We start from the raw sequence: 22,276 nt of genomic DNA, 5'->3' as shown, positions 1-22,276 counted from the left end.
ATATAATAGGCGATGTTCGGTCAACCACATCGCCTATTATAATTATAAACATTTTGCGTCAAATTCCTACTGAATGTCAATAATAGCGGTTTCGCCCTTCTTAACATTTCCATCTTTTTTCAATTCGACTTGTTGCCCTTGTTGTAAGTTTGTAAAGACAATTGGTGTAATGATAGATGGTGCATTTTCTTTTACAAATGCAAGATCTACTTTTAATAATGGTTGGCCTTGTTTCACCTTGTCGCCTTGTGCTACAAGCGCTTCAAAACCTTCACCATTTAATTTTACAGTATCAATACCGAAGTGAATTAAAATTTCTTTTCCGCCTTCTGATTGAATACCAATCGCATGTTTTGTAGGGAATACATTGACAATCTCACCGTTCACTGGAGAAACTACTGTTCCTTCAGTTGGCTCAATTGCAAATCCGTCTCCCATCATTTTTCCTGAGAATACTTGGTCAGGTACTTCTGTAATTGGTAAGATTTTCCCTTCGATTGGTGATACAATTGTTTCATTTTCATCAACTTTTTGAGGAGTTTCTTCCACTTTTACAGGTTCTTCTTTTTCAACATGAGGTGTACGACCTGACATAATATCATGAATTTGTGATTTTAATGTGTCAGATTTCGGTCCGAAAATAGCTTGAATGTTATTTCCAACTTCAAGTACACCAGCTGCTCCAAGTTCTTTTAAGCGGTCTTTGTTTACATTCTTTTGTTCGTTAACTTGAACACGTAAACGAGTAATACAAGCATCTAAAGAAGCAATGTTTTCTTTACCACCAAGTGCTACTAATACTTCACGAGGGAGTTCGCCTGCTTCTGCTTTTCCTGCGCCGTCATTTGCATTTGCCACTTCACGACCAGGTGTTTTTAGATTCCATTTACGAATTGCAAAGCGGAATCCGAAGTAGTAAATAACTGCTAGTACAAGACCAACAATAATTACCCACCACCATGCTGTACGGCCTGGTAGTACACCGAATAATAGGAAGTCAATTAAACCACCAGAGAATGTCATACCAATTTTAACACCTAAAATTTGCATTGTCATAAATGATAGACCAGCAAATACAGCGTGAATTCCGAATAATACTGGCGCTACGAATAAGAATGAAAATTCAAGTGGCTCTGTAATACCTGTTAAGAAAGATGTTAATGCTGCAGAACCTAAAATACCTGCTGCTAATTTTTTATTTTCTGGACGTGCTTCATGGTACATTGCTAAAGCTGCTGCTGGAAGACCGAACATCATGAACGGATACTTACCAGTTGTAAATGTCCCTGCTGTTAATTCTACACCGTCTTTTAACTGTGCCATAAAGATTTTTTGGTCACCACGGATTAATTCGCCAGCTGCATTTGTATACTGACCGAATTCGAACCAGAACGGTGAATAGAAAATGTGATGTAATCCAAATGGAATTAATGAACGTTCAATTAAACCGAATATAAATGCTGCAATTGTTCTATTTGCATCAATCATTTGATGTGAGAACGTGTTTAAGCCACCTTGAATGTATGGCCAAACGAAGCACATGATAATACCTACTATTAAAGAGAATGTTGCAGTTGCGATCGGTACGAAACGCTTACCTGCAAAGAAACCTAAGTATGATGGTAATTCAATGTTGAAGTATTTATTATAGCAATATGCCGCTACTATACCGACGATAATACCACCAAATACCCCTGTTTGTAGCGTTGGAATACCTAATACGTTTGCATACGCTGGATCTGCAAATCCAATTTTTACTGGGTCTGCTCCAGAACTTGTTACTTTCACTAGCTTATCTACTTCTAAGAACACACTCATCGTTTTGTTCATAATTAAGTAGCCGACGAATGCTGCTAAACCAGCTACTCCGTCTCCACCAGCTAAACCAATTGCTACCCCAACTGCGAATAATAATGCAAGGTTAGCGAAAATAATATCACCAGATTGTTCCATAATTTTTGCAACCATTACGAACCAATCTGCTTTTAAAGCAGGAATAACATTTGTTAACTGTGGATTTTGAAATGCATTACCAAATCCAAGTAAAATACCTGCCGCCGGTAAAATCGCTACTGGAAGCATTAACGCTTTTCCGACTTTTTGAAGAACACCAAAGATCTTCTTAAACATGGAAACCCTTCCTCTCTTATCTATATTGATACCTTCCGACAAACGCCAAAAAGACATGAGGAAAAAAAGATAGAACGATAGCTATACAAAGGGTAGTATATCCCTTTCTCTAGCTTACATTCCTTACTTTTCTCCACTCATGCCTGATCGAATCAGTAACACGTGTCAAAAATAGGTTTACGTATAAGTTCACTATAATTAAGGCAAACGTTTTCGTTACTCACCTTAATGTGTTTGTCGAAATTTGTATAACTTTGCAATAGTTATTATACATAACTATTGTAAGCGATTCAATCATTTTTTTTAACGTTTTCATTTTAGACAAAAATATATGGCTTTTTACACATGCTCTGCCTTTACTAAGCGTTGCAAGTGCATCGTTAAATAAATACTTTCAGCTTCATATACAGGTAGTTGCAACTCTTTTTGCATGACCTTAACTAGCTTCCAAGCCAAGTTATAGCAAGCTGGATACTCCGCCTTTAATAAATCAGCAAAACTTTGCGATTCCTCTACTTTTTCTCCTTTTTTCACCCTCTCAATAGCATATTGAAGATGACGAATAAGACGTAAATAATGAATGCTCTCTTGATCTAATGTAATTTGTAAGTTTGTCTCAATTAAAGATACAAGTTGTGCAATGAGACGGGAGTTTTGATTAACTGAAGATAAATCAGAATTTGTAAGCGAACTGTAAATGTGAAGTGCAATAAAACCAATTTCTCCTTCTGGCAATGTAATTTGCAAACGAGAATTTAAAAGTTCTACAACACCTTCCGCAATTTCATATTCCTTTGGATAGAGCATTTTTGTTTCAACTAAAAAAGGGTTATCAATTGTAAGTCCTTGTTTTAACCTTTTAATCGCAAATGAAATATGATCTGTTAACGCAATATGAATATGTTCATTTAGTGGCGATTTCGCTTTCCCTTGAATGTACAGCATAATATCGTTCATCAATTCAATTAATTTTTCACTAATATGCGGCACTAATAATTTGTATTGTTCACGATCACGTTCATTTTTTAAGACAAACATCTTTTCGATTTGTTCTTGCTCCAATACATCTTTTGCTTTTTTCCCAAATCCAATTCCTTTACCAATCACTACTACTTCCTCGTGTTCCGGATGGCTAGCAATGATGACATTATTATTTAAAACTTTTTTAATTTCTAGATAATTACTCATATAACACCACCCTCGTACTTAAATAGCCTACTTTTATGTTACAGAATATTCTTCTTTGTCGTCAATGTAAAACATCTGCCATTTAATAAAAATTCATTTTTTAGACATGTTTATATATGATGCGTATAATGTAAGAGCAACTGTACATAGAAAGGAGATAACAGCATGATTAAAATGTTTGTAAGTGATATCGATGGTACAATGATGCAACACGGAGGTCTTATTGACGAACAAGATGTTGCGGCACTGCGCAGCCTTGCCGAGCAAAATGTTATTCTTTGCTTCGCTTCCGGAAGACTTGATAATGAAATTGCAGACTTAATGAAAGCTGTAAATACAAATTTTCATCGCATTAGTGTAAATGGTGTTTTTGTATATACACATGAAAATAAACAACTATTATCTGCAACTTTTGATTCCAGCATACTTCCCGGTTTGTTAGCTATGACGAATGAAGATCCTTATTTCCGTTATGTAAGTGATGAGCATAATTATTACATTGAAGAGAAAACACCTTTCATTCAAGAACTTGAACAACAAGTAACTATGACTTCTGTTGAAGAACCAAACTTACTACAGAAGATTGATGATACAATTTTCCCAAATAAAATTTCTGTCGGTGGAACAAAGGAGAGCTTACAACTCCTTCAGAAAAAAATTGATGAAAAATTCCACGGGAAAGTTAGTACTTTCATCTCAGCAGAACAATGTTTAGATGTAATGCCACCGAATGTTAGTAAAGGCTCTGCCATTTCTGTTTTATTAAATGAGTTTCAAATAAAACCTGAGGAAATTGCTTGTATAGGGGATTCTTATAATGACATTCCTATGTTTTCTTTAACTCCTCACAGTTTTGCTATGTCGCAAGCAGATGATGCAGTAAAAAAACACGCTCACTATGTAGTAAATCACGTCAAAGATGCTGTTAACCACGTAATTGCTCATAATAAAAATACGACTCATTCCTTATAAGGATGAGTCGTATTTTTATTTCTTTACATGTTAACCATTTTCAATTCCACTGTACTTCACAAACTGAAATATACTATTTGTTACGTGCGATATTCGTAATAAATTTATAACGATCTCCACGATAAATACATTTCACGTACTCTAGCGGTATCTCACCTTCTGAATATGACCATTGACGCATTACAAGTACAGGCGCCTTTTTAGGAATATGCAGATGTTCAGCTTCATTTTCCGTCGCAACGGAAGCTTCAATTGACTGAGTAGCGCTAACAAGTTTAAAGCCCAGTTTTTTCTCTAAATGTTCATATAAAGATTGTTGCAATATCTCTTCGTTAATATCTTTTACAAGAGCTGGCGACAAATATGTCGTCTCAAAAGCAATCGGTTCATCATCAGCTAAGCGAATACGCCTCACTTCATAAACCGATTCCCCCTCCTGTATTCTCAACCGGTCTGCTATTTTAGCAGTAGCTGGAACTAGGCGGAAACTAAGTAATTGACTACTTGGGTTCATCCCACGAGAAATCATGTCTTCTGTGAATCCCGTCATTCCTTGCAATTTTTGTTCCACTTTCGGAAGTTGGACAAATGTTCCAATTCCACGCTTCCGATATAAATAGCCTTGTTCCACTAAATTATTAATCGCCTGTCTGATTGTCATTCGACTCACTTCGAACTTATCACAAAGTTCATTCTCAGATGGGATTTTATCTCCCGGCTTCCATTCGCCGTCCTCAATTAGCTGTTTCACCCACTCTTGAATCTGATAATAGATCGGAAATGGTGAATACTTGTCGATGTTCATCAGCAATCGCCTCACTGCATAAAGATAGGGCTTCTTGATCAGCGATTACGGTTACATTCGGATGACGTTGTAAAACTGTAGCCGGACACTCTTCACTATATTCACCTTGCAATAATTCTTTAACAGCTTCTGCCTTTTTAGAACCCATAGCAACAAGTAGAACTTGTTTCGCTTTCATAATGCTTCCAATTCCCATTGTAATCGCATGAGTTGGCACATCTTCTTCTTTTTCGAAGAATCGAAGGTTTGCTTGGCGTGTAGATTCTGTTAATTCAACAATGTTTGTTGGAGAATTAAACGGTGTTCCTGGCTCATTAAATCCGATGTGACCGTTTTCACCGATTCCAAGAATCTGTAGGTCAACTGGGTTAGCAGCTAGAATGCTCTCGTAACGTTTGCACTCTTCCTCTAAATCACTTGCCATCCCGTTTGGTACATAAGTTTGTTTAAATGGAAGATGATCAAACAACTGTTCTTGCATGAAATAGTGATAGCTGTTTTTATCTTCATGTGGTAAATTTACGTACTCATCTAAGTTTACAGTGGTTACACGGCTTGTATCAAGTTTATTTTTTCGCATTTCTGCATAAATACCTAATGGAGAGCTTCCTGTAGCCATTCCTAATGTTGGATTTTCTTTTGTTTTTACAACTTCTTCAATTAATTTATAACCTGCTTCTGCTAATTCTTCTGGAGTTTTTACAACAAGAATATTCATTTAATTACTTCCCTTCCTTCATATGAATTCCTAAACGAACCGTATCATATACATGTAAATCTTCATTCATCACAACAAAGTCTGCATCTTTTCCTACCGCTAATGCACCTTTATTATTTAATCCAAACTCTTCTGCTTGGTTAACTGATGTCATAAGTACTGCATCTTCGATTGAACAACCTGTAAATTCAATTACATTTCGGAAAGCTTGATCCATTTTTAGAATACTACCAGCTAACGTTCCATCTTCTAATCGAGCACTACCATCTTTTACATGTACTGGCTGTCCGCCAAGCTCATATAATCCATCTTCAAGACCTTTTGCACGCATTGCGTCAGTAATAACACTTACTTTTTTCGGTCCTTTTAACTTATATGCTAATTTCACCATGTCAGGGTGAATATGAATACCATCTGTAATTACTTCAACCATTACATCTGGATTTAATAACACATGACCCACAACTCCTGGTTCACGGTGATGTAATCCACGCATTTGATTGTATAAATGTGTCGCATGTGTAATCTTTCTATTTTTTAGTTGCGCATCAATTGCATCTGTATGTCCCATTGTGCCAACTACACCAGTTTCAGCAAGATATTGTTCAAACTCTAATGCTCCCTCTTCTTCTGGTGCATATGTTACTAATTTAATTAAGTTCCCACTTGCTTCTTGCCATTGTTTAAATTGCTCAATATTTGCAGGAACGATATGTTCAAGTGGCTGTGCACCTGCACGTTTCTTTGAAACATAAGGTCCTTCTAAATGAATATATTCGAAATGCGCTCCTTTTTCTTTTGCTTCTTTCGCAGCAGTTAACGCTGCTTCAATTGCCTCTGGAGCTTGTGTCATTGTTGTTGGGAAGTAAGTTGTAACCCCTTCTTTTAACATTTCTTTACCTAGAGTTACTAACCCATCGCTATTTGCATCCATCGCATCAATATCGTATCCACCATGAATATGAACATCGATCATACCTGGAATTATAATCTTCCCTGTAGCATCAAAAACAGTTTCATTTTCTTGTGGTACATATTGAGCCATCAAACCAATTTCTTTAATGGTTTCTGCGTAACGAATAAATCCGTTTTCCACTATTTCTTGACCTGTGTAAATTTTGGCATTGATGACAATTTGCGTTTTCATTTTCATCGATCCTTTCCCATGAATTACCTACTTGTTATTATTACCTTATTCGCCTAGTTCCATCTTAATATACGCACGAGTAGTTGTCTATACATTCTAATGAAATTTCCTTTTTATTCAACAGAAAAGGAAATTTCTTACGTCTCTTATAATTATAATATATATTATTCATTTTTCCAAAAAGGGACAGTATCGCCCCCTAATATAGAAATCACTTCAACAATGGCATTAATCCGCTAGATTCTAACATAATATGTTCACCATCTGTTTCCATTTCTACTGTACGTTTATTCGTTCTATATACCATTATACCGTGCCTTTTTAAGCGTTTCACTACACTTTGGTGAGGATGTCCATACGGATTATTACTCCCGTACGATAGAATAGCAAACTGCGGTTCCACTTTTTTTATAAACGTTTCACTTGTTGAAGTATATGAGCCATGATGCCCCACTTTTAACACATCTGCATGGACATCAAATTGTTTTAATATTTCATGTTCTGTCCGTACATCCGCGTCACCCATTAATAAAAAATCCGCTTTTCCATATCGCACCTTTAAAACAATTGAGGATTCATTATTTTCATCTTTTGATTTCCCGTTGTTTAATACTTGTATAGAAACATGTGGATCCAGCGGTATATATTGTCCTTCCTTTACTGAAACGAAAGGTATCCCTCTTTTTTTTATATTATTCCGATACGTATGATAAGTAAGAGAACTATATGTTTTTCCGCTATCTAGTATAAGCGATACCGGCATTTGCTCTACAATTGGAATTAACCCCCCTATATGATCCATATCGGGATGCGTACTGACAATTACATCTAAATGATTAATCCCTTTCTCAATTAATTTCTGAATAATAACCTCTCCTGCTTCATAAGGTCCTCCATCAATTAACATTGTTTGTCCATTTGGCATTATAATAAGTGTTGCGTCACCTTGCCCCACTTTTAAAAAGCTCACTTTCATTTTACTAAGATGTTGCCGATGCATATGTAAAGGAGACGTAGTATGAATGGACATCATATACCTTTTAGCTGATGCGCTATTTAAAGAAAAACATAATAAAACAGAAACTAATAATAAAATAATCCGCATACCTCTCATAACTCGTCTCCTTTTTTCATTTAGTATGGCACTGTAAATAATTGATATACAAAAAAAGCTTAGCAAAATGCTAAGCTTTTATTTCGATATCTCTTGTAAGGAACCGAAGAATAAATCTGCTTCATTCATTTGTTCATTCTCTTCAGAAAGCGGTGGTAAATCATCTAATGTTTTCAATCCAAATGTGTCTAAAAATTCTTTTGTTGTTCCGTATAAAATAGGACGCCCTGGTCCTTCTGCTCTTCCCATTTCTTTTATAAGTAAATGTGAAACCAACGTTTGTAACGCCTTATCAGTTTTAACTCCTCTAATCTCTTCCATTTCAGTCCTTGTGATTGGTTGGCGATATGCAACAATCGCTAACGTTTCGAGGGCAGCTTGTGAGAGTGAAGCAGCTGTTGGTGTATCTATTAATTTTTGATAATATGAAGCATGTTCTTTCTTTGTAGCAAAACGATATACTTTTGCATACTGTACAATTTGCAAACCACGGTTTGCACCTTCACATTCTTGTTGCATTTCTTCTAAAATATTAATTGCTTCATTCATTTCAATTTCAAGAACTTTCGCTATTTGTTCTGGATAAATCCCTTCATCACCAGAAACAAATAAAAGGCCTTCAATAATTGACTTTTGTTCTTTCCTATCCATTTCACGAGCTCCTTCCTTCTATTTTCTCATAAAAATACACATCAAAAAACCGAATCACAATTAATGCGTTCGGTTCAATATTTTTTCTCTTGTTCCAAACGATACATTAAAACATAGCATGAGATAAAATGTTGCTATCCCATTTTCACATACTGGCTCTATGCAGATTTATTAGAGCTTGATACGAAAATTTCATCAAAATTATGTTCTTGCTCAATTATGATTTGTTGGTTTTTCATAAGTTCCAGAACTGCTAAAAATGTTACAACCATTATTTCACGTTCATCATCAACAAACAAATCATAAAAACTTTGGCGACCACCCTTTATTTTTAACTGTTTTAAAATATCAGTCATTCGCTGTTCAATTGGTATTTCTTGACGAGTAATACGTGTTGTTACAGGTTTTTTTGCCTTTTTACGGCGCATTAATTTTTGAAATGCTGCTAGCATATCATATAACGTAACATCAAGAGGTAAGCTTGTCTCCTCTTCTTGTTGCAACGATGTAAAGTCAATTGGTGGACGTGTATATAGCTGTGCTCTTTCTTGTTCTCTTTCTTTTAACTCAGTAGCAACTTGCTTATATTTCTTATATTCAATTAACCTCTCCATCAATTCTTGACGAGGATCATCTATAAAATCATCACCGTTATCAAGTACATCTTCTTCATGTTTCGGCAACAACATCTTACTTTTAATTTGTAATAACGTTGCAGCCATTACTAAATACTCACTTGCAACATCTAATTGAAGTTCTTTCATCGTATGCACATAAGATAAATATTGCTCTGTAATATCTGCTACAGGAATATTATATATATCAATTTCATAACGATGTATTAAATGTAACAATAGATCTAACGGCCCTTCAAAAGCCTCTACTTTAAAATTATATTGCACAAAGCATCCCACCACATTTTTTCTATAACAACATAAGTATAGAGCATACTCATGTTCTATCCAACCTTTTTAAGAAATTTAATTAAAAATAGACCGATGCCTATGTCATCATGCCCACCACTTCATATGATAACAGTGTAGTAAGAACAATGTAGGAGGTCAAAAAACTATGGGTCACGTTGATTGTGGTTTTAGCGGTGGGTTCGCATTACTTGTTGTACTGTTTATTTTACTAATTATTGTAGGAGCAGCTTGCTTCTGCTAATATGAACAATAACGGCTAGGGGGAAACCTCCTAGTCGTTTATTGTTCATATTTCTATGATACACTTATATGTATAACCGTTAGATAGGAGCGAGAAAACATGTATCCTACCGAATACATACAATTTTTAATTCATTTCCATGGAGATTATGACTATTTTGAATGCCACGAAATACTAGAAGAGTATTGGAAGACAAAACCAAGAGGTAATCGTGATCATTACTTAGTTGGTCTCATTCAAATTGCAGTTTCTTTATACCACCAAAGACGTGCTAATTGGAATGGTTCTACAAAAATGATGAAAAGCGCAATTACAATTTTAGAAAAAAGCGGTGTGCCTTTACAACGTTTAGGAATTAATCAAGTACAACTTCTTTCCTTGCTCAATGAAAGATTGCAATCTATCCATAAAAAAGAACGTTTTGTACCTTTATTTTTACCCTTATCAGATTCATCGTTAGAGAAGCAGTGCATAGAGTTATGTCAAAAACAAAACCTCTCTTGGAAAGACTTGAATGCTATCCCAGGTGAATATATTATAAACAAGCACACTTTGCGTGATCGCACAGAGGTCATTACTGAACGAAACGAACAATTACAAAAAAGAAAGCAGAGATAATAAACTACTTATCTCTGCTTTCACGAATGTATATTTTGTTCTAGCCCTTTACATTTTTCGCAAAAACTTGCTGTTTGCTCATTTCCGCAAATTGTAAACTCAAGAAATTTACTCTTTAACTCTTGAACCATCTTCGTCCCAATCCCCACATGACGATGAGACGGGTTCACACTCAAATGCTGAATTTCTAATACTTGATTCTCTTTTTTTACAATCCCCATTATTCCAACAAAATCTTCATTTTCTTTCCACAAATACAATTGCCAATCATCTTTTGCTTCATATTCTTTCATTGTCAATTGTAATGTTTTCACATCTTTTTCAGTTGGCATAAACGAAAGAAGCCCCATTGCAATTTTTTCATAACTTTTTTTAAAACGAATTAACATAACCCTTATCCCTTCTTACAAAAGTTACAAACTAGTAATCCCCTCAATCACTCTTTTCATATCACATTCATTTTACAATATTTTCAACAGAGTGAGAAGAGTCTAAAACAACTTGATAATCATACAAAGCGAAAAGAAGAAAGTCAAATCTATGTTTCAGCACTATTCCTTTAATAAATAGAGTTAAAAAAAGAAAATTTTATATGGAATGGAAAGAAACATATCATTCAACAGCACTTCATTTATAGTTACTCTAAAGCAGCACAATTCTAGCAAAATTAATATAACAAAAAATATTTATTGAAACATATAATGTAATGTATTCTATGTAATTGGTTAAAGGTTTGTTCTCACAAACAATATATTTTAGCAACAATACTACTTGTATGATGAGCTGTAGAAGTAGTACTCAATCTCATTAAAAATAAAAAAGAGAGCAAAAGCTCTCTTTTTCCTTACCTTATTCTTCCCAAACTTTAACTTCTTTCATTACATCGCCTTGACGCATTTTTAATACTGTTTCAATACCGCTTGTTGCTTTACCGAATACAGTATGAACACCATCTAAATGCGGCTGTGGCTCATGAACGATAAAGAATTGGCTACCGCCTGTGTTACGGCCAGCGTGAGCCATAGAAAGTGATCCTACAAGGTGTCTATGAGGGTTTCCATCAGTTTCACATGGAATAGAGTAACCTGGGCCACCTGCACCTGTACCTGTTGGGTCTCCACCTTGGCTTACGAAGCCAGGAATAACACGGTGGAATGTAACACCGTCATAAAATCCTTGCTCTGCTAATTTTTTAAAGTTTTCTACTGTTTTCGGTGCTTCTTCTGGGAAAAATTCCAAGTCGATTTTTTCACCGTTTTCCATTAATATGTATCCTAAAGTTTTCATACGTATATGTCTCCTTTCAACTATCTCAGCACTATATTACCACATTCATGACTAGAAACAAAAAGAATCCGACAATCTAGATACTTCTTTTTTGAAATGTGGAAAAAGCTAGGTGACAAATAAGAAATATATACTATAATAACTTTGTTGCCCGAAAATTTTAGAAAGAGAAAGGGAGCGATTTTTCGTGAAAACGAAATTATTAGCTCTGCTATTAGCTGTAACGGTATTTATGATGCCAACAGCTTCATTTGCAGACATCATTGAGGGAGAATCAATTGTTACATTAGGAGAGAACTTATCCGAACAACAAAAACAAGATCTGTTAAAAGAAATGAAAGCACCAAAAGATGCTACAATTATCACTGTATCTAATGCGGAAGAACATAAATTTCTAGAAGGCATTGTTCCAAAAGCACAAATTGGTACGAGAGCAATTTCTTCTTCTATGATTACATACACAAAACCAGGATCTGGTCTTATTGTACGATCAAAGAACATTAACTGGGTAACAGATGCAATGTACACTAACGCTTTGATTACAGCAGGTGTAAAAGATGCAGAAATTCAAATTACTGCACCTTTTAAAGTTTCAGGAACTGCAGCTTTAACTGGATTAATGAAAGCATACGAAACTGCGTCCAATAAACAAATTCCTGAAGAAGTTAAAAAAGTAGCGAATGAAGAAATGGTACAAACAGCCCAGCTTGGTGATAAAATTGGTGAAGAAAAAGCAGTTCAACTTGTTGCAAAAATTAAAGAAGAAATTGCAAAAGAACAGCCAAAAACAACAGAAGATTTACGTTCATTAATTAAAAAAATTGCTGATCAACTCGGCATTACATTGACAGATGAACAGTTAGATAACTTAGTATCGTTATTTGATAAAATGAAAAATCTTAATATCGATTGGAATCAAGTTGGTAGTCAATTAAACAAAGCAAAAGAACACGTTTCTGCCTTCTTAGGTTCTGAAGAAGGACAAAGTTTTCTAGATAAAGTGAAAGATTTCTTCTCAAGTATCATTGATTTTGTTAAATCTTTATTCAAGTAAAAAAGAAGCCCGCCAGTGACGGGCTTCTTTTTTATACAAGTAACGGTAATTTCATAACAGCCTCTTCAACCGAACGCACTATATGATTTGCTTTCTCCTTTACATATGGATGGGCATGATGAAGAGTAAATGAATGCGGGGTTACTTCAAACATAGAAATATCATTGAAAGAATCTCCAATACAAGCAACTTCATTTGCTTCAATTTGCAAATGATCCATTAGTCGCTTTAGAGCACTCCCCTTACTCACGCCTCTTGGCATAATATCAACATAGCGTTTACCTGATATAAAAACTTCCGCTTCGCCTTGAAACGTATCTCGTAGCTCTTGATCTAACGTCACAATTTTCTCTTCTTCTCCAAAAACAAACAATTTTGCAGGGTGTACAGTCTTACCAAACTCTTCTTCTAACGCTTCAATTTCAGCGATATGCACGCCCATATACGCTTCAAAATTATGGTGATGTTCATTCTTCCTTTTTGTATATCGCTGCTCGTTTGCACAAACAATATCCGCTAGTCCTTTTTTATGTATATATCGATATATTTCCTGGGCAACCACATTTTCAAAACTCGATTCATGAAATAAATTTCCATCCGGAAGCAACATTGTCGCTCCATTTAAGCCAGTTGTGTAATATGGGAATGAAAACCTTTTTACAACTTCATCAATTCTGTGTGTAAAGCGGCCAGAGGCAAAACAAATATTTGTCCCTTTCTCAGCTAACCAACACAGCGCACGTTCATCTTCTTTTTGCATATGATTCACATCGTAAACGAGCGTGTCATCTAAATCACTTACAAATAATTTAATCATGTCCTCTTCCCCTTCCATACACAATATCTACTCTAAGTGTACACAAAAAATGTTTGATTTTTGTTAAAAAATAATAAATTTTTGCTAAAAAAAATAAACGGGTGTATAATCCCGTTTATTTTTGTCTTTTTACATTTTGAGGTCTTACAATACTTGGTCGTACTTTTAAACTAGACATCGTTGGACGGAGTAAAATTTTTGTTAATGCGCCCCAATCAAATGGTAAAAACGGCCATAAATAAGGTGTTTGTAAACTTTTTATAGACGTTAAAAATAAAATTAATATCGTCATACCAATTACAAATCCCATCTCATGGAAGAGGCCTGTTAAAATAATAACAAACAATTTCCCAACCTTATTCCCTAATCCTAATTCATAACTCGGTGTTGCATATGCACCAATCATCGAAACTGCTACATACAAAATTACTTCTGGCACAAACAAACCTACATCAATTGCAATTTGACCAATTAATATAGCGGAAATCAACCCTGCTGCAGACGATAACGGCGTTGGAGTATGAATGGCTGCCATCCTTAAAAACTCAAGTCCGACCTCTGCCATTAACACCTGTAATAAAATTGGTAAATGCGTCATCTTAGTCGGTCCAATAAAAGCAAGATTTGCTGGCAAAAGAGTTGGATCAAATACAAACACTAACCAAAATGGTAATAAAAATAACGAGAATATAACACCTAAAAAGCGCACCCAGCGTAAAAATGTACCGACAGCTGGATTTTGTCTAAACTCTTCCGCGTGCTGTAAATGATGAAAATATGTTGTCGGTGTAATCATAGCACTTGGCGATGTGTCAACAAGTACTAACACATGTCCTTCTAGTAGATGATTTGCTGCTACATCTGGCCTTTCTGTATATCGAATAAGTGGAAATGGGTTATAGCTTTGCTTTACAACAAATTCTTCTACTGTTTTATCCGCCATCGTAATTCCATCTACATCGATGTTATTTAATTCTTGTTTTATAATCTTTACTAAATCTGGATTTGCAACATCTTGAACGTATGTAATGCAAATATCCGTTTGTGATCTATCTCCTACTCGAACCATTTCATTTCGAAGACGTGGATCTCGAATTCTTCTACGGATTAATGCTGTATTTACAACGATATTTTCAACAAATCCATCCCTTGCACCGCGTACTACCTTTTCGGTATCTGGTTCTGTCGGCGTTCGCCCTGGATAACTACGAACATCGATTGCAAACGCTTCCGTTTCACCTTCCACAAATATCACGATGAGTCCTGATAATACTTGGAGCATTACCTCATCCATCGTTTTCACTTTACTTACTTGTTGATGGATTAAGCGATTCTCTAAAAGCTTCACTGTATCTTCTTCTACATCCCTTATCTCATTTGTATCCACCGCTTCTTCTAAAATAGGGATAATATAATTTGTATCACAAAGTCCGTTTACAAATAACACACCAATTTCTTTATTCAAAATTTGAAATTTACGAATGCCAACATCGTATGTAACGCCTAGCCCAACTGTCTGCTTTAAATAATTTTCATTGTCACTTATGAAAGTTGATATAGGGATATCCACTTTTTTAGGCTTCGTCATAAAAACCACTCCTTTCCAAAATTAATTGAATTGCTTTCTTCGTAATAGGTGATCCCCTCTCCCATTCATCATTTCCACACATCTTACCAATGTCACCGACTCCAACGATGACAGGAACATTCAAGTCATCTAAACAATAAATTGTATCTCCGCTAATTCTGCCAATTTCGCCATCTGGAAGTCCAAATTTATCAACACCGTATTCGGTTAAATTCCCATTCCGATCTACACTTACATCTACACGTGCCCATTCCCAATGATGCGTATTAGACGCTACCGCTAAAATACCGAGCACATCAATTTGTTTATGGGTAGCCACATATTTTAAAGCCTTTTCACCAGATCCTTCTCCAATAAATCCACTGTCATCAAACATGACAAATACAGGGTCATATGGCGTTTGCATAATAAGCTCAACAACTTTTTTCCCTGTCAATTTGGTTGGATTACTTTGTGATGCTGAAATACACCTTCCCCCAAATTCCTTCGTTAAAAGCTCAATTGTCCGCTTTGCATATTCATCTCCATCTGTGACCAAAACAACCCTTCGTCTCATTTGATTTATCCTTTCGGTTTACATATAAGTGCTATAAAAAACGAAAACAATATCGCTGCGGAAATGCCCGCAGACGTTAAACTAAACATGCCAATACCAATTCCTAAATATCCATGTTTTTCTGCTGCATGCATTGCTCCGTGCAATAGTGAATGTCCAAAACTTGTAATAGGGACTGTTGCTCCAGCACCTGCAAACTTTATTAGTTTATCGTACAATCCAAATCCATCTAAAATTGCTCCGATGACTACAAAAGTTGCCATTAAATGAGCTGGTGTTAACTTTACGAAATCTAACAATAGTTGCCCAATTAAACAAATAACTCCACCTACAAGAAATGCATATATAAAATCCACAATTCACTCTCCTTTAACTCTCTCAAATACGACACCATGTGCAATTGTTGGAATCGTTTCCTTCTGTTGCATCATCATCGGGCTTAATAATGCACCAGTCGCAACGACAAAAATTCGTTGTAAATTCCCTTTTTGCATCTCGTGTAATAAATGACCATATGTGACAACTGCTGAACAAGCGCAACCACTACCACCTGCAAACACTTCTTCTTGACTTGATTCATAAATCATCAATCCACAATCATTGTATATATGCCCAAGATCATAACCTTCCTCAAGTAAAAGTTGTTTCGCAATCGGCGTCCCAACAGCTGATAAATCACCCGTAACAATCAAATCATAATCATCGGCACTTCTTCTTAAATCTTCAAAATGTTGTTGAATTGTATGAGCTGCTGCTGGAGCCATCGCTGCCCCCATATCCAAAGGATTTGTAATTCCTAAATCTTGCACTTTTCCAATTGTAGCCGACGTAATTTTAATTGCACTTTTTTCATTGCTAATTAATATAGATCCTGCACCAGTCACAGTTGAATTTGCTGTCCCTGGCTTTTGTCCACCGTACTCTGTTGGATAGCGAAATTGTCTTTCAGCCGTTGCATTATGACTACTTACTGTAGCTAAGACACGATTTGCAAATCCACCGTCTATAAAAGCTGAGCCAACTGCTAAAGTCTCCATAGACGTCGCACAAGCGCTAAACATTCCTAAAAAAGGAATGCCCCACTTACGCGCAACATAATTTGCTGTCACTGTTTGATTTAATAAATCTCCCGCTAAAAAGAAATCAATTTGCGATGTTTTTATATTCCCTTTTTGCACTGCTTGTTGAATTGAGTCTGACATTAATCTTCGTTCGGCAAGCTCCCAATTTTCTTCTCCACAATGCAAGTCACCATATGAAATATCAAATTTTTTCCCGAGAGGGCCCTCAGCTTCTTTCGGACCGACAGCAGTACCCGTTGCATTCACATATATATCATTTTGAAATACCCACGTTTGTTTTCCGGTCAACCTCATACTAGCCCTCCTTTAAGACATAAAAATTTTAAAGGTATACCTTATTAACCCAATGATATATGCACCAACAACCCCAAATACAATCACACTTCCTGCCAGTTTAAACATATTTGTAGCAATCCCTAGAACAACCCCTTCGCTCTTATGTTCTAAGGCAGCGCTCGCCATAGAATTTGCAAATCCTGTTACCGGTACCGCTGATCCTGCTCCAGCAAATTGACCGATTTTATCATATACACCACACCCTGTTAAAATCGCGGATAATAAAACAAGGGTTGCAACAGTTGGGTTTCCTGCCTCTTGTTCACTGAAGTGAAAATAATGTATATAAAATTTCATCAATACTTCTCCAACTGTGCAAATGAGTCCACCTACAAGAAATGCTTTGATACAATTTAGTAAATAGTTTGGCTTTGGATGATACTCCTTCACTTTATTTATGTAATCATCCTTCAATTTCTGACTTGTCATTTATATACTGCCTCCTACTTTACGAAATAAATCCAGTGAAACAACGATCCTATTACTTTTCCAAGTACAAGAGCAACGAGTAAAACAATAATCTTCCCCTCTACCCCTACTCGTTTCGCTAAAATAGGCAGAACATTTAACACCTCTGTTAATGCCGCAGCAAGCATTCCGATGAATGTGCCACAAAATATCCCTAATATAACGAGCCAATACTGCGACGTTTGAAATGTAATGTTTTTCAAACTGCACCAAGCCCCCGTTAAAGTACCTGCAATGACTGCCCACTCAAAATATTGAATATACTTTCCACTTCTCGTTAATTGGGCTAAACGGGGGATTATACCAAGTACAGCTAAAAATGCGACATATCCGCTACCTACCGCAATCCCTCCAGCTAAACCAATTAAAATAACAAATCCAGACTCAATCATCGGCAAGTTGTTTCATATTATCCTTGTTTTCATTAACGATTACATACTGATCAAGTGACTGTTGGTATTGAAACATCTCAACTTCTAACGGACTCGGCTCTTCATTAATTCGCTTTTGAAATACATGATTAAAAAATAAAACCATCCCTAAGCCAAGACCTAAAGAATAAGGGATTTGAAATAAAAGTGGTTGCGCATTAAATTCTCCAGTAATCATGTAATATAACCGTTGATGTACTTGTTGCATACTTACATCTTCATGGAAATAAATGATCGCAAGGGCCGCTCCAATGAACAGTAACAGCCATACAAGCCCGAAAAAAATTGGGTGTGTCTTCTTTTTTTCGTATATAATTTCAACAAGAGTTTGTCCAGAACCGAGTAAATTAATTTGTACATGAGATGCTTTCTGTTGAATAATCTCAATTACTTTCATAACATCAATTACAACATGCGTCTTATCATGCGCTGTTATTTTGTAAACTATCTCATTTTGTAACAACTCAACTACGGAAGAATCTCCGGCAAGTTGAGCAACATCGCCCAGCTTTACTTCATAAGTAGGAGAAACTTTTAAACGATTGCGCATTTTAATATAAATCGTTTGTTCCAACTTTCATTCACCCCTTCACTCTTCCTCGTAGTTGTAGTATGGTTATTGAATTTTTTTCTAATACAATTTTTTCATAAAAAAACATCTGCACCATTTCGGTACAGATGTTTTTTACTTATGCCTTTTTCTTAAATAAGTTTACAATACTTAATGCAAGCCCTCCCCAAATGACTACTATTCCAATAACCATCATCATAATCGCTGATCCACTCATTATGAAACACCTCGATCTTTCCATTCTTTTTCAAGCTTGGCAGAATCCGAATGAATTTGTGCATCCCATTTTTTCAGGCCAATGATTATTGCAACTATGAGGAATGCTGCTGCTATCGACCAACCATACGTTACAACAAACTCAGTCGGATAATCTCCGTAGTTCTTTTTAATATTTTGGATTGTACCATCAATTAGCATATACCCTAACATAAGCGGAGTAATAACGAGTAAACTCACTCTCCAAAACGTTCCTAATTTAATATCAGATACAAAGTTTGCATGATTTTGATAAACTGGTAAACGGCGTAAAATGAGCCCTATCGTAACTACTTCCGCAAGTGCAATTGTAATTAATCCGAAATTATTAGCGAAATAGTCGACAACATCTAAGAACATAAGTCCACCACGTGTTGCAAAAACAAGAGAAACTAACACGAGAAGGGTTCCCATAATTCCAATAGTTTTTTCCCGACTTAAACTGAATTTTTCAGATACAGCGGCAAAGCATACTTCCGCGAGTGAAATAAGTGATGTAATTCCAGCAACCGTTAACGATAAGAAAAATAAAACACCAAACAACGGTGACATCGGCAATTCATTAATAATTTGGGGAAATACTACGAACGCAAGCCCAACGCCAGCACTTGCTACTTTATCAACCGGTACTCCCATATTATTTGCCATAAATCCAAGAGCTGCAAAGACCCCAATACCTGCTAATAATTCAAATCCTGAGTTTGCAAATCCAGTAATAAAGGCATTATTTGTTGTATCCGAGTTTTTCGGTAAATAACTAGAATACGTAATCATAATTCCAAATGCTAAAGATAAACTAAAGAATATTTGACCGTAAGCAGCAAGCCATACTTTCCCATCAAAAATACGACTCCAATCTGGTTTAAAGAATGCATCTAGTCCTTGCATAGCACCTTCCATCGTCACTGCACGAACAACGATAATAAGGAACATAACAACTAATAAAGGAATAAATATACGGTTAACAACTTCGATTCCTTTTTTAACTCCTTTAAATGCAACGCCAAGCACAATAATCCAAACGAGAGCTAACGGAATTAATACTTCTGGTACAAGTCCTCCAAATTGTCCTGGCTTATCTGCAACATGTAAGTACTCTTTAAATAAAAATGATTGCGTGTCTTTTCCCCATGCTCCAGTAATTGCAAAGTATGTATACGATATAGACCAAGCAATAATCACTGCATAATATGTTGAAACAATAAATGTTACGCACATTTGCCACCATCCAATAAATTCTGCACGCGGGCTAATACGGAAAAATGTAAGTGGTGCTGAGCCACGATGACGATGACCAAGGGCAAACTCAAACGCTAACAATGAAATACCAGTCGTTAATAATGCAAATAAATACGGTAAAAAGAATGCTCCTCCTCCATTTTCATACGCTGTATAAGGAAAACGCCATATGTTTCCTAATCCAACGGCAGATCCGACCGCTGCGAAAATAAATCCAGCTCTCGTTCCCCATTGTTGCCTCGTTTCCATGTTTCCTTCCCCCTTTATGACAAGTTCATACTTGGATTATATTTTAAATTGACTAAATTATCAATAAATTCTGTTAATTTTTGCGAAAATTAACATCTCTCTCCTATTAACGGCATAAAAAAATCGAATAGACAATTATTCGTCTATTCGATCTTTCATCTGTTTTAATATTTTCTTTTCAAGTCTTGAAACTTGTACTTGCGAAATGCCTATGCGCTCGGCTACTTCTGACTGTGTTTGATCTTTATAGTAACGCAAGTATACAATTAAGCGCTCTCGTTCATCTAGTTCTCTAATCGCTTCTTTTAAAGCAATTTTATCGAACCATTTCGTTTCAGATTGATCTGCAATTTGATCTAAAATAGTGATTGGATCTCCATCGTTTTCATATACAGTTTCATGTATAGATGAAGGGGCCCGGCTCGCTTCTTGTGCTAGAACAACTTCCTCTGGCGTTAGTTCTAGTGCCTCTGCCACTTCATTAATCGTTGGAGCCCTTCCGAATTCTTTCGAAAGCTCATCTCTCATCTTTCGAATTTTGTTTCCTGTTTCTTTTAAAGACCTACTAACTTTCACTGATCCATCATCGCGTAAGAAACGTTGTATTTCACCAATAATCATTGGAACTGCATATGTTGAAAATTTCACGTCGAAAGATAAATCAAATTTATCTACCGATTTCAAGAGCCCAATACATCCAATTTGAAATAGGTCGTCTGGTTCGTATCCTCGATTAAGAAACCGCTGTACAACCGACCAAACGAGGCGCATATTACTTTGAACGATTGTATCTCTCGCTTGTTGATCTCCATCTTGACTTTTTTGAATTAACGCTTTTAGCTCGTGGTCCTTTAACTGAGGTTTCTTCTTCTCATTTTTGACCTCTATGTCCATAGGCTATTCTCCTTAATTGCATAGAGCGTTACTATTTGATAAGTATTTTGTCAAATGGATTGTTGTCCCGAAAGATTCGTTTGAAATAACTTCTACTTCATCCATAAAATTTTCCATGATAGTAAATCCCATTCCGGAACGCTCTAATTCAGGTTTAGTTGTAAAAAGGGGTTGTCTCGCTTCATCTAAGTTAAAGATTCCAATCCCTTCATCTCGAATCGTGAGTTTCACCATTGCTTCTTCCAAAATTACAGAAATATAAACAATACCTTCTGCATTTCCTTCGTATCCATGAATAATTGCATTTGTAACCGCTTCTGACACAACTGTTTTAATCTCCGTTAATTCTTCCATCGTTGGATCTAGTTGTGCAATGAAAGCCGCCACTGTAACGCGAGCGAATGATTCATTTTGACTTAATGCTGAAAATTGAAGGTTCATTTCATTTCTCATCTATGCCACCCCCAACGTCGCGAGCGCGTGCGCTTCACTTTCTTCTAAGCGAACGATTTTGAATAAGCCCGACATTTCAAATAAACGCTTAACAGGCGGTGAAATTGCACAAACAACCATTTCTCCACCTAATCCCTTTACGTGTTTATATCGGCCTAATATAACACCTAGACCAGAACTATCCATAAACGATAAGTTCTCTAGGCTCAAAACAATATGATGAACACCATGTGTCTCAATCATATCTGTTACTTTCGTTCGCAACTCTTCAGCCGTATGATGATCTAATTCACCCTCTAGTCTCACACATAGGACGTCACGTTTTACTTCTAATTGCATGGAAAGACTCACACGATTTCCTCCTTATGCTCAAACTTTACTTATTCACATACATAAAGATTTTCGTGATACAAAATAAGAATCCTTCCTGCTGACAAAAGAAGAACTATTTCGTCATAAAGTGAAACCTTTCAGCATTATTCACTT

Annotated in this window: 27 protein-coding genes; 4 read left to right on the top strand and 23 right to left on the bottom strand. The window is 36.0% G+C overall.

Features of this window, described 5'->3' with window-relative positions; all coding sequences use genetic code 11:
* Nucleotides 1-66: 66 nt before the first annotated feature.
* Together ptsG and glcT are read right to left on the bottom strand one after the other, a co-directional pair.
* Nucleotides 67-2,130, bottom strand: coding sequence for a PTS glucose transporter subunit IIABC (gene ptsG / locus BLT20_RS07050; protein WP_000473178.1), 2,064 nt, complete (start codon nt 2,128-2,130; stop codon nt 67-69).
* Nucleotides 2,131-2,469: 339 nt separating this feature from the next.
* Entirely contained in the window at nt 2,470-3,318 is an 849-nt protein-coding gene (glcT, locus tag BLT20_RS07045; RefSeq protein WP_000073860.1) for a glucose PTS transporter transcription antiterminator GlcT, read from the bottom strand.
* A 165-nt stretch (nt 3,319-3,483) separates the two neighbouring features.
* On the opposite strand from glcT, the gene BLT20_RS07040 reads away from it, so the two are divergent.
* Nucleotides 3,484-4,290 (top strand): Cof-type HAD-IIB family hydrolase, encoded by an 807-nt coding sequence (locus BLT20_RS07040; protein WP_000594252.1) that lies wholly within the window; start codon nt 3,484-3,486, stop codon nt 4,288-4,290.
* Nucleotides 4,291-4,363: 73 nt separating this feature from the next.
* Here BLT20_RS07040 and BLT20_RS07035 read toward each other — a convergent pair whose 3' ends face one another.
* The 6 genes from BLT20_RS07035 to scpA all read right to left on the bottom strand — a co-directional run bounded on the left by BLT20_RS07035 (nt 4,364) and on the right by scpA (nt 9,627).
* Nucleotides 4,364-5,095: a GntR family transcriptional regulator gene (locus BLT20_RS07035; protein ID WP_014894892.1), complete on the bottom strand. Its 732-nt coding sequence runs from the start codon at nt 5,093-5,095 to the stop codon at nt 4,364-4,366.
* Complete coding sequence (gene nagB / locus BLT20_RS07030; RefSeq protein ID WP_001024210.1) at nt 5,025-5,813, bottom strand: glucosamine-6-phosphate deaminase; 789 nt, start codon at nt 5,811-5,813, stop codon at nt 5,025-5,027. Before nagB ends, BLT20_RS07035 begins: the two co-directional genes overlap by 71 nt.
* A gap of 4 nt (nt 5,814-5,817) precedes the next feature.
* Nucleotides 5,818-6,960, bottom strand: a complete 1,143-nt coding sequence (gene nagA, locus BLT20_RS07025) for an N-acetylglucosamine-6-phosphate deacetylase (RefSeq protein ID WP_002179749.1) — start codon at nt 6,958-6,960, stop codon at nt 5,818-5,820.
* A 211-nt stretch (nt 6,961-7,171) separates the two neighbouring features.
* On the bottom strand, nt 7,172-8,074 hold the full coding sequence (locus BLT20_RS07020; protein ID WP_001214826.1) for a ComEC/Rec2 family competence protein: 903 nt from the start codon (nt 8,072-8,074) through the stop codon (nt 7,172-7,174).
* A 78-nt stretch (nt 8,075-8,152) separates the two neighbouring features.
* Nucleotides 8,153-8,725: a segregation/condensation protein ScpB gene (gene scpB / locus BLT20_RS07015; RefSeq protein WP_000375168.1), complete on the bottom strand. Its 573-nt coding sequence runs from the start codon at nt 8,723-8,725 to the stop codon at nt 8,153-8,155.
* A 158-nt stretch (nt 8,726-8,883) separates the two neighbouring features.
* Complete coding sequence (scpA, locus tag BLT20_RS07005; RefSeq protein ID WP_001199753.1) at nt 8,884-9,627, bottom strand: segregation/condensation protein A; 744 nt, start codon at nt 9,625-9,627, stop codon at nt 8,884-8,886.
* Between the two features lie 169 nt (nt 9,628-9,796).
* On the opposite strand from scpA, the gene BLT20_RS07000 reads away from it, so the two are divergent.
* Both BLT20_RS07000 and BLT20_RS06995 read left to right on the top strand, forming a co-directional pair.
* Nucleotides 9,797-9,892 (top strand): YjcZ family sporulation protein, encoded by a 96-nt coding sequence (locus BLT20_RS07000; RefSeq protein WP_000510194.1) that lies wholly within the window; start codon nt 9,797-9,799, stop codon nt 9,890-9,892.
* A 99-nt stretch (nt 9,893-9,991) separates the two neighbouring features.
* The gene (locus BLT20_RS06995) at nt 9,992-10,510 is read left to right on the top strand and encodes a DUF309 domain-containing protein (RefSeq protein ID WP_000283597.1); all 519 of its coding nucleotides are present in this window, start codon (nt 9,992-9,994) and stop codon (nt 10,508-10,510) included.
* A gap of 20 nt (nt 10,511-10,530) precedes the next feature.
* Here BLT20_RS06995 and ribT read toward each other — a convergent pair whose 3' ends face one another.
* Complete coding sequence (gene ribT / locus BLT20_RS06990; RefSeq protein ID WP_000908401.1) at nt 10,531-10,899, bottom strand: GNAT family N-acetyltransferase RibT; 369 nt, start codon at nt 10,897-10,899, stop codon at nt 10,531-10,533.
* Nucleotides 10,900-11,359: 460 nt separating this feature from the next.
* Nucleotides 11,360-11,797 (bottom strand): peptidylprolyl isomerase, encoded by a 438-nt coding sequence (locus tag BLT20_RS06985; protein WP_000853782.1) that lies wholly within the window; start codon nt 11,795-11,797, stop codon nt 11,360-11,362.
* A 187-nt stretch (nt 11,798-11,984) separates the two neighbouring features.
* Between BLT20_RS06985 and BLT20_RS06980 the strand changes: the two genes are divergently transcribed.
* The gene (locus BLT20_RS06980) at nt 11,985-12,851 is read left to right on the top strand and encodes a DUF1002 domain-containing protein (protein ID WP_000850515.1); all 867 of its coding nucleotides are present in this window, start codon (nt 11,985-11,987) and stop codon (nt 12,849-12,851) included.
* 31 nt (nt 12,852-12,882) lie between these two features.
* Here the strand turns inward: BLT20_RS06980 and BLT20_RS06975 are convergent, their stop codons facing one another.
* The 13 genes from BLT20_RS06975 to spoIIAA form a co-directional block, all read right to left on the bottom strand.
* Nucleotides 12,883-13,686 carry a Cof-type HAD-IIB family hydrolase gene (locus BLT20_RS06975; RefSeq protein WP_002026273.1) on the bottom strand — a complete coding sequence of 268 codons (804 nt, stop codon included), beginning with the start codon at nt 13,684-13,686 and terminating at the stop codon, nt 12,883-12,885.
* Nucleotides 13,687-13,783: 97 nt separating this feature from the next.
* On the bottom strand, nt 13,784-15,256 hold the full coding sequence (spoVAF, locus tag BLT20_RS06970; protein ID WP_000165595.1) for a spore germination protein SpoVAF: 1,473 nt from the start codon (nt 15,254-15,256) through the stop codon (nt 13,784-13,786).
* Complete coding sequence (locus BLT20_RS06965; RefSeq protein WP_001254415.1) at nt 15,243-15,812, bottom strand: stage V sporulation protein SpoVABEA; 570 nt, start codon at nt 15,810-15,812, stop codon at nt 15,243-15,245. The genes spoVAF and BLT20_RS06965 overlap by 14 nt, the downstream gene beginning before the upstream one ends.
* A 5-nt stretch (nt 15,813-15,817) precedes the next feature.
* The gene (gene spoVAE / locus BLT20_RS06960; RefSeq protein ID WP_000345916.1) at nt 15,818-16,168 is read right to left on the bottom strand and encodes a stage V sporulation protein AE; all 351 of its coding nucleotides are present in this window, start codon (nt 16,166-16,168) and stop codon (nt 15,818-15,820) included.
* A gap of 3 nt (nt 16,169-16,171) precedes the next feature.
* A complete protein-coding gene (gene spoVAD, locus BLT20_RS06955) occupies nt 16,172-17,188 on the bottom strand; it encodes a stage V sporulation protein AD (RefSeq protein WP_001241166.1) in 1,017 nt (338 codons plus the stop codon).
* A gap of 12 nt (nt 17,189-17,200) precedes the next feature.
* A complete protein-coding gene (gene spoVAC, locus BLT20_RS06950; protein ID WP_000203810.1) occupies nt 17,201-17,659 on the bottom strand; it encodes a stage V sporulation protein AC in 459 nt (152 codons plus the stop codon).
* A gap of 14 nt (nt 17,660-17,673) precedes the next feature.
* Nucleotides 17,674-18,090: a stage V sporulation protein SpoVAB gene (spoVAB, locus tag BLT20_RS06945; protein ID WP_000572945.1), complete on the bottom strand. Its 417-nt coding sequence runs from the start codon at nt 18,088-18,090 to the stop codon at nt 17,674-17,676.
* Nucleotides 18,083-18,703, bottom strand: coding sequence for a stage V sporulation protein AA (locus tag BLT20_RS06940; protein WP_000438369.1), 621 nt, complete (start codon nt 18,701-18,703; stop codon nt 18,083-18,085). Before BLT20_RS06940 ends, spoVAB begins: the two co-directional genes overlap by 8 nt.
* 115 nt (nt 18,704-18,818) lie before the next feature.
* Nucleotides 18,819-18,917, bottom strand: coding sequence for a methionine/alanine import family NSS transporter small subunit (locus BLT20_RS06935; RefSeq protein WP_000016828.1), 99 nt, complete (start codon nt 18,915-18,917; stop codon nt 18,819-18,821).
* Nucleotides 18,917-20,443, bottom strand: coding sequence for a sodium-dependent transporter (locus tag BLT20_RS06930; protein ID WP_000450088.1), 1,527 nt, complete (start codon nt 20,441-20,443; stop codon nt 18,917-18,919). Before BLT20_RS06930 ends, BLT20_RS06935 begins: the two co-directional genes overlap by 1 nt.
* 135 nt (nt 20,444-20,578) lie before the next feature.
* Complete coding sequence (gene sigF, locus BLT20_RS06925) at nt 20,579-21,337, bottom strand: RNA polymerase sporulation sigma factor SigF (protein WP_000350729.1); 759 nt, start codon at nt 21,335-21,337, stop codon at nt 20,579-20,581.
* Between the two features lie 12 nt (nt 21,338-21,349).
* Nucleotides 21,350-21,790 (bottom strand): anti-sigma F factor, encoded by a 441-nt coding sequence (gene spoIIAB / locus BLT20_RS06920; protein ID WP_001243398.1) that lies wholly within the window; start codon nt 21,788-21,790, stop codon nt 21,350-21,352.
* Nucleotides 21,791-22,141 (bottom strand): anti-sigma F factor antagonist, encoded by a 351-nt coding sequence (gene spoIIAA, locus BLT20_RS06915; protein WP_000059135.1) that lies wholly within the window; start codon nt 22,139-22,141, stop codon nt 21,791-21,793.
* Between the last annotated feature and the right edge of the window lie 135 nt (nt 22,142-22,276).

It is taken from the genome of Bacillus sp. cl96 (assembly GCF_900100505.1).
GTDB classification, from domain to species: Bacteria; Bacillota; Bacilli; order Bacillales; family Bacillaceae_G; genus Bacillus_A; species Bacillus_A cereus.
The sequence above is the reverse complement of the archived record's forward strand: the minus strand, read 5'-3'. Positions and strand labels throughout refer to the sequence as shown.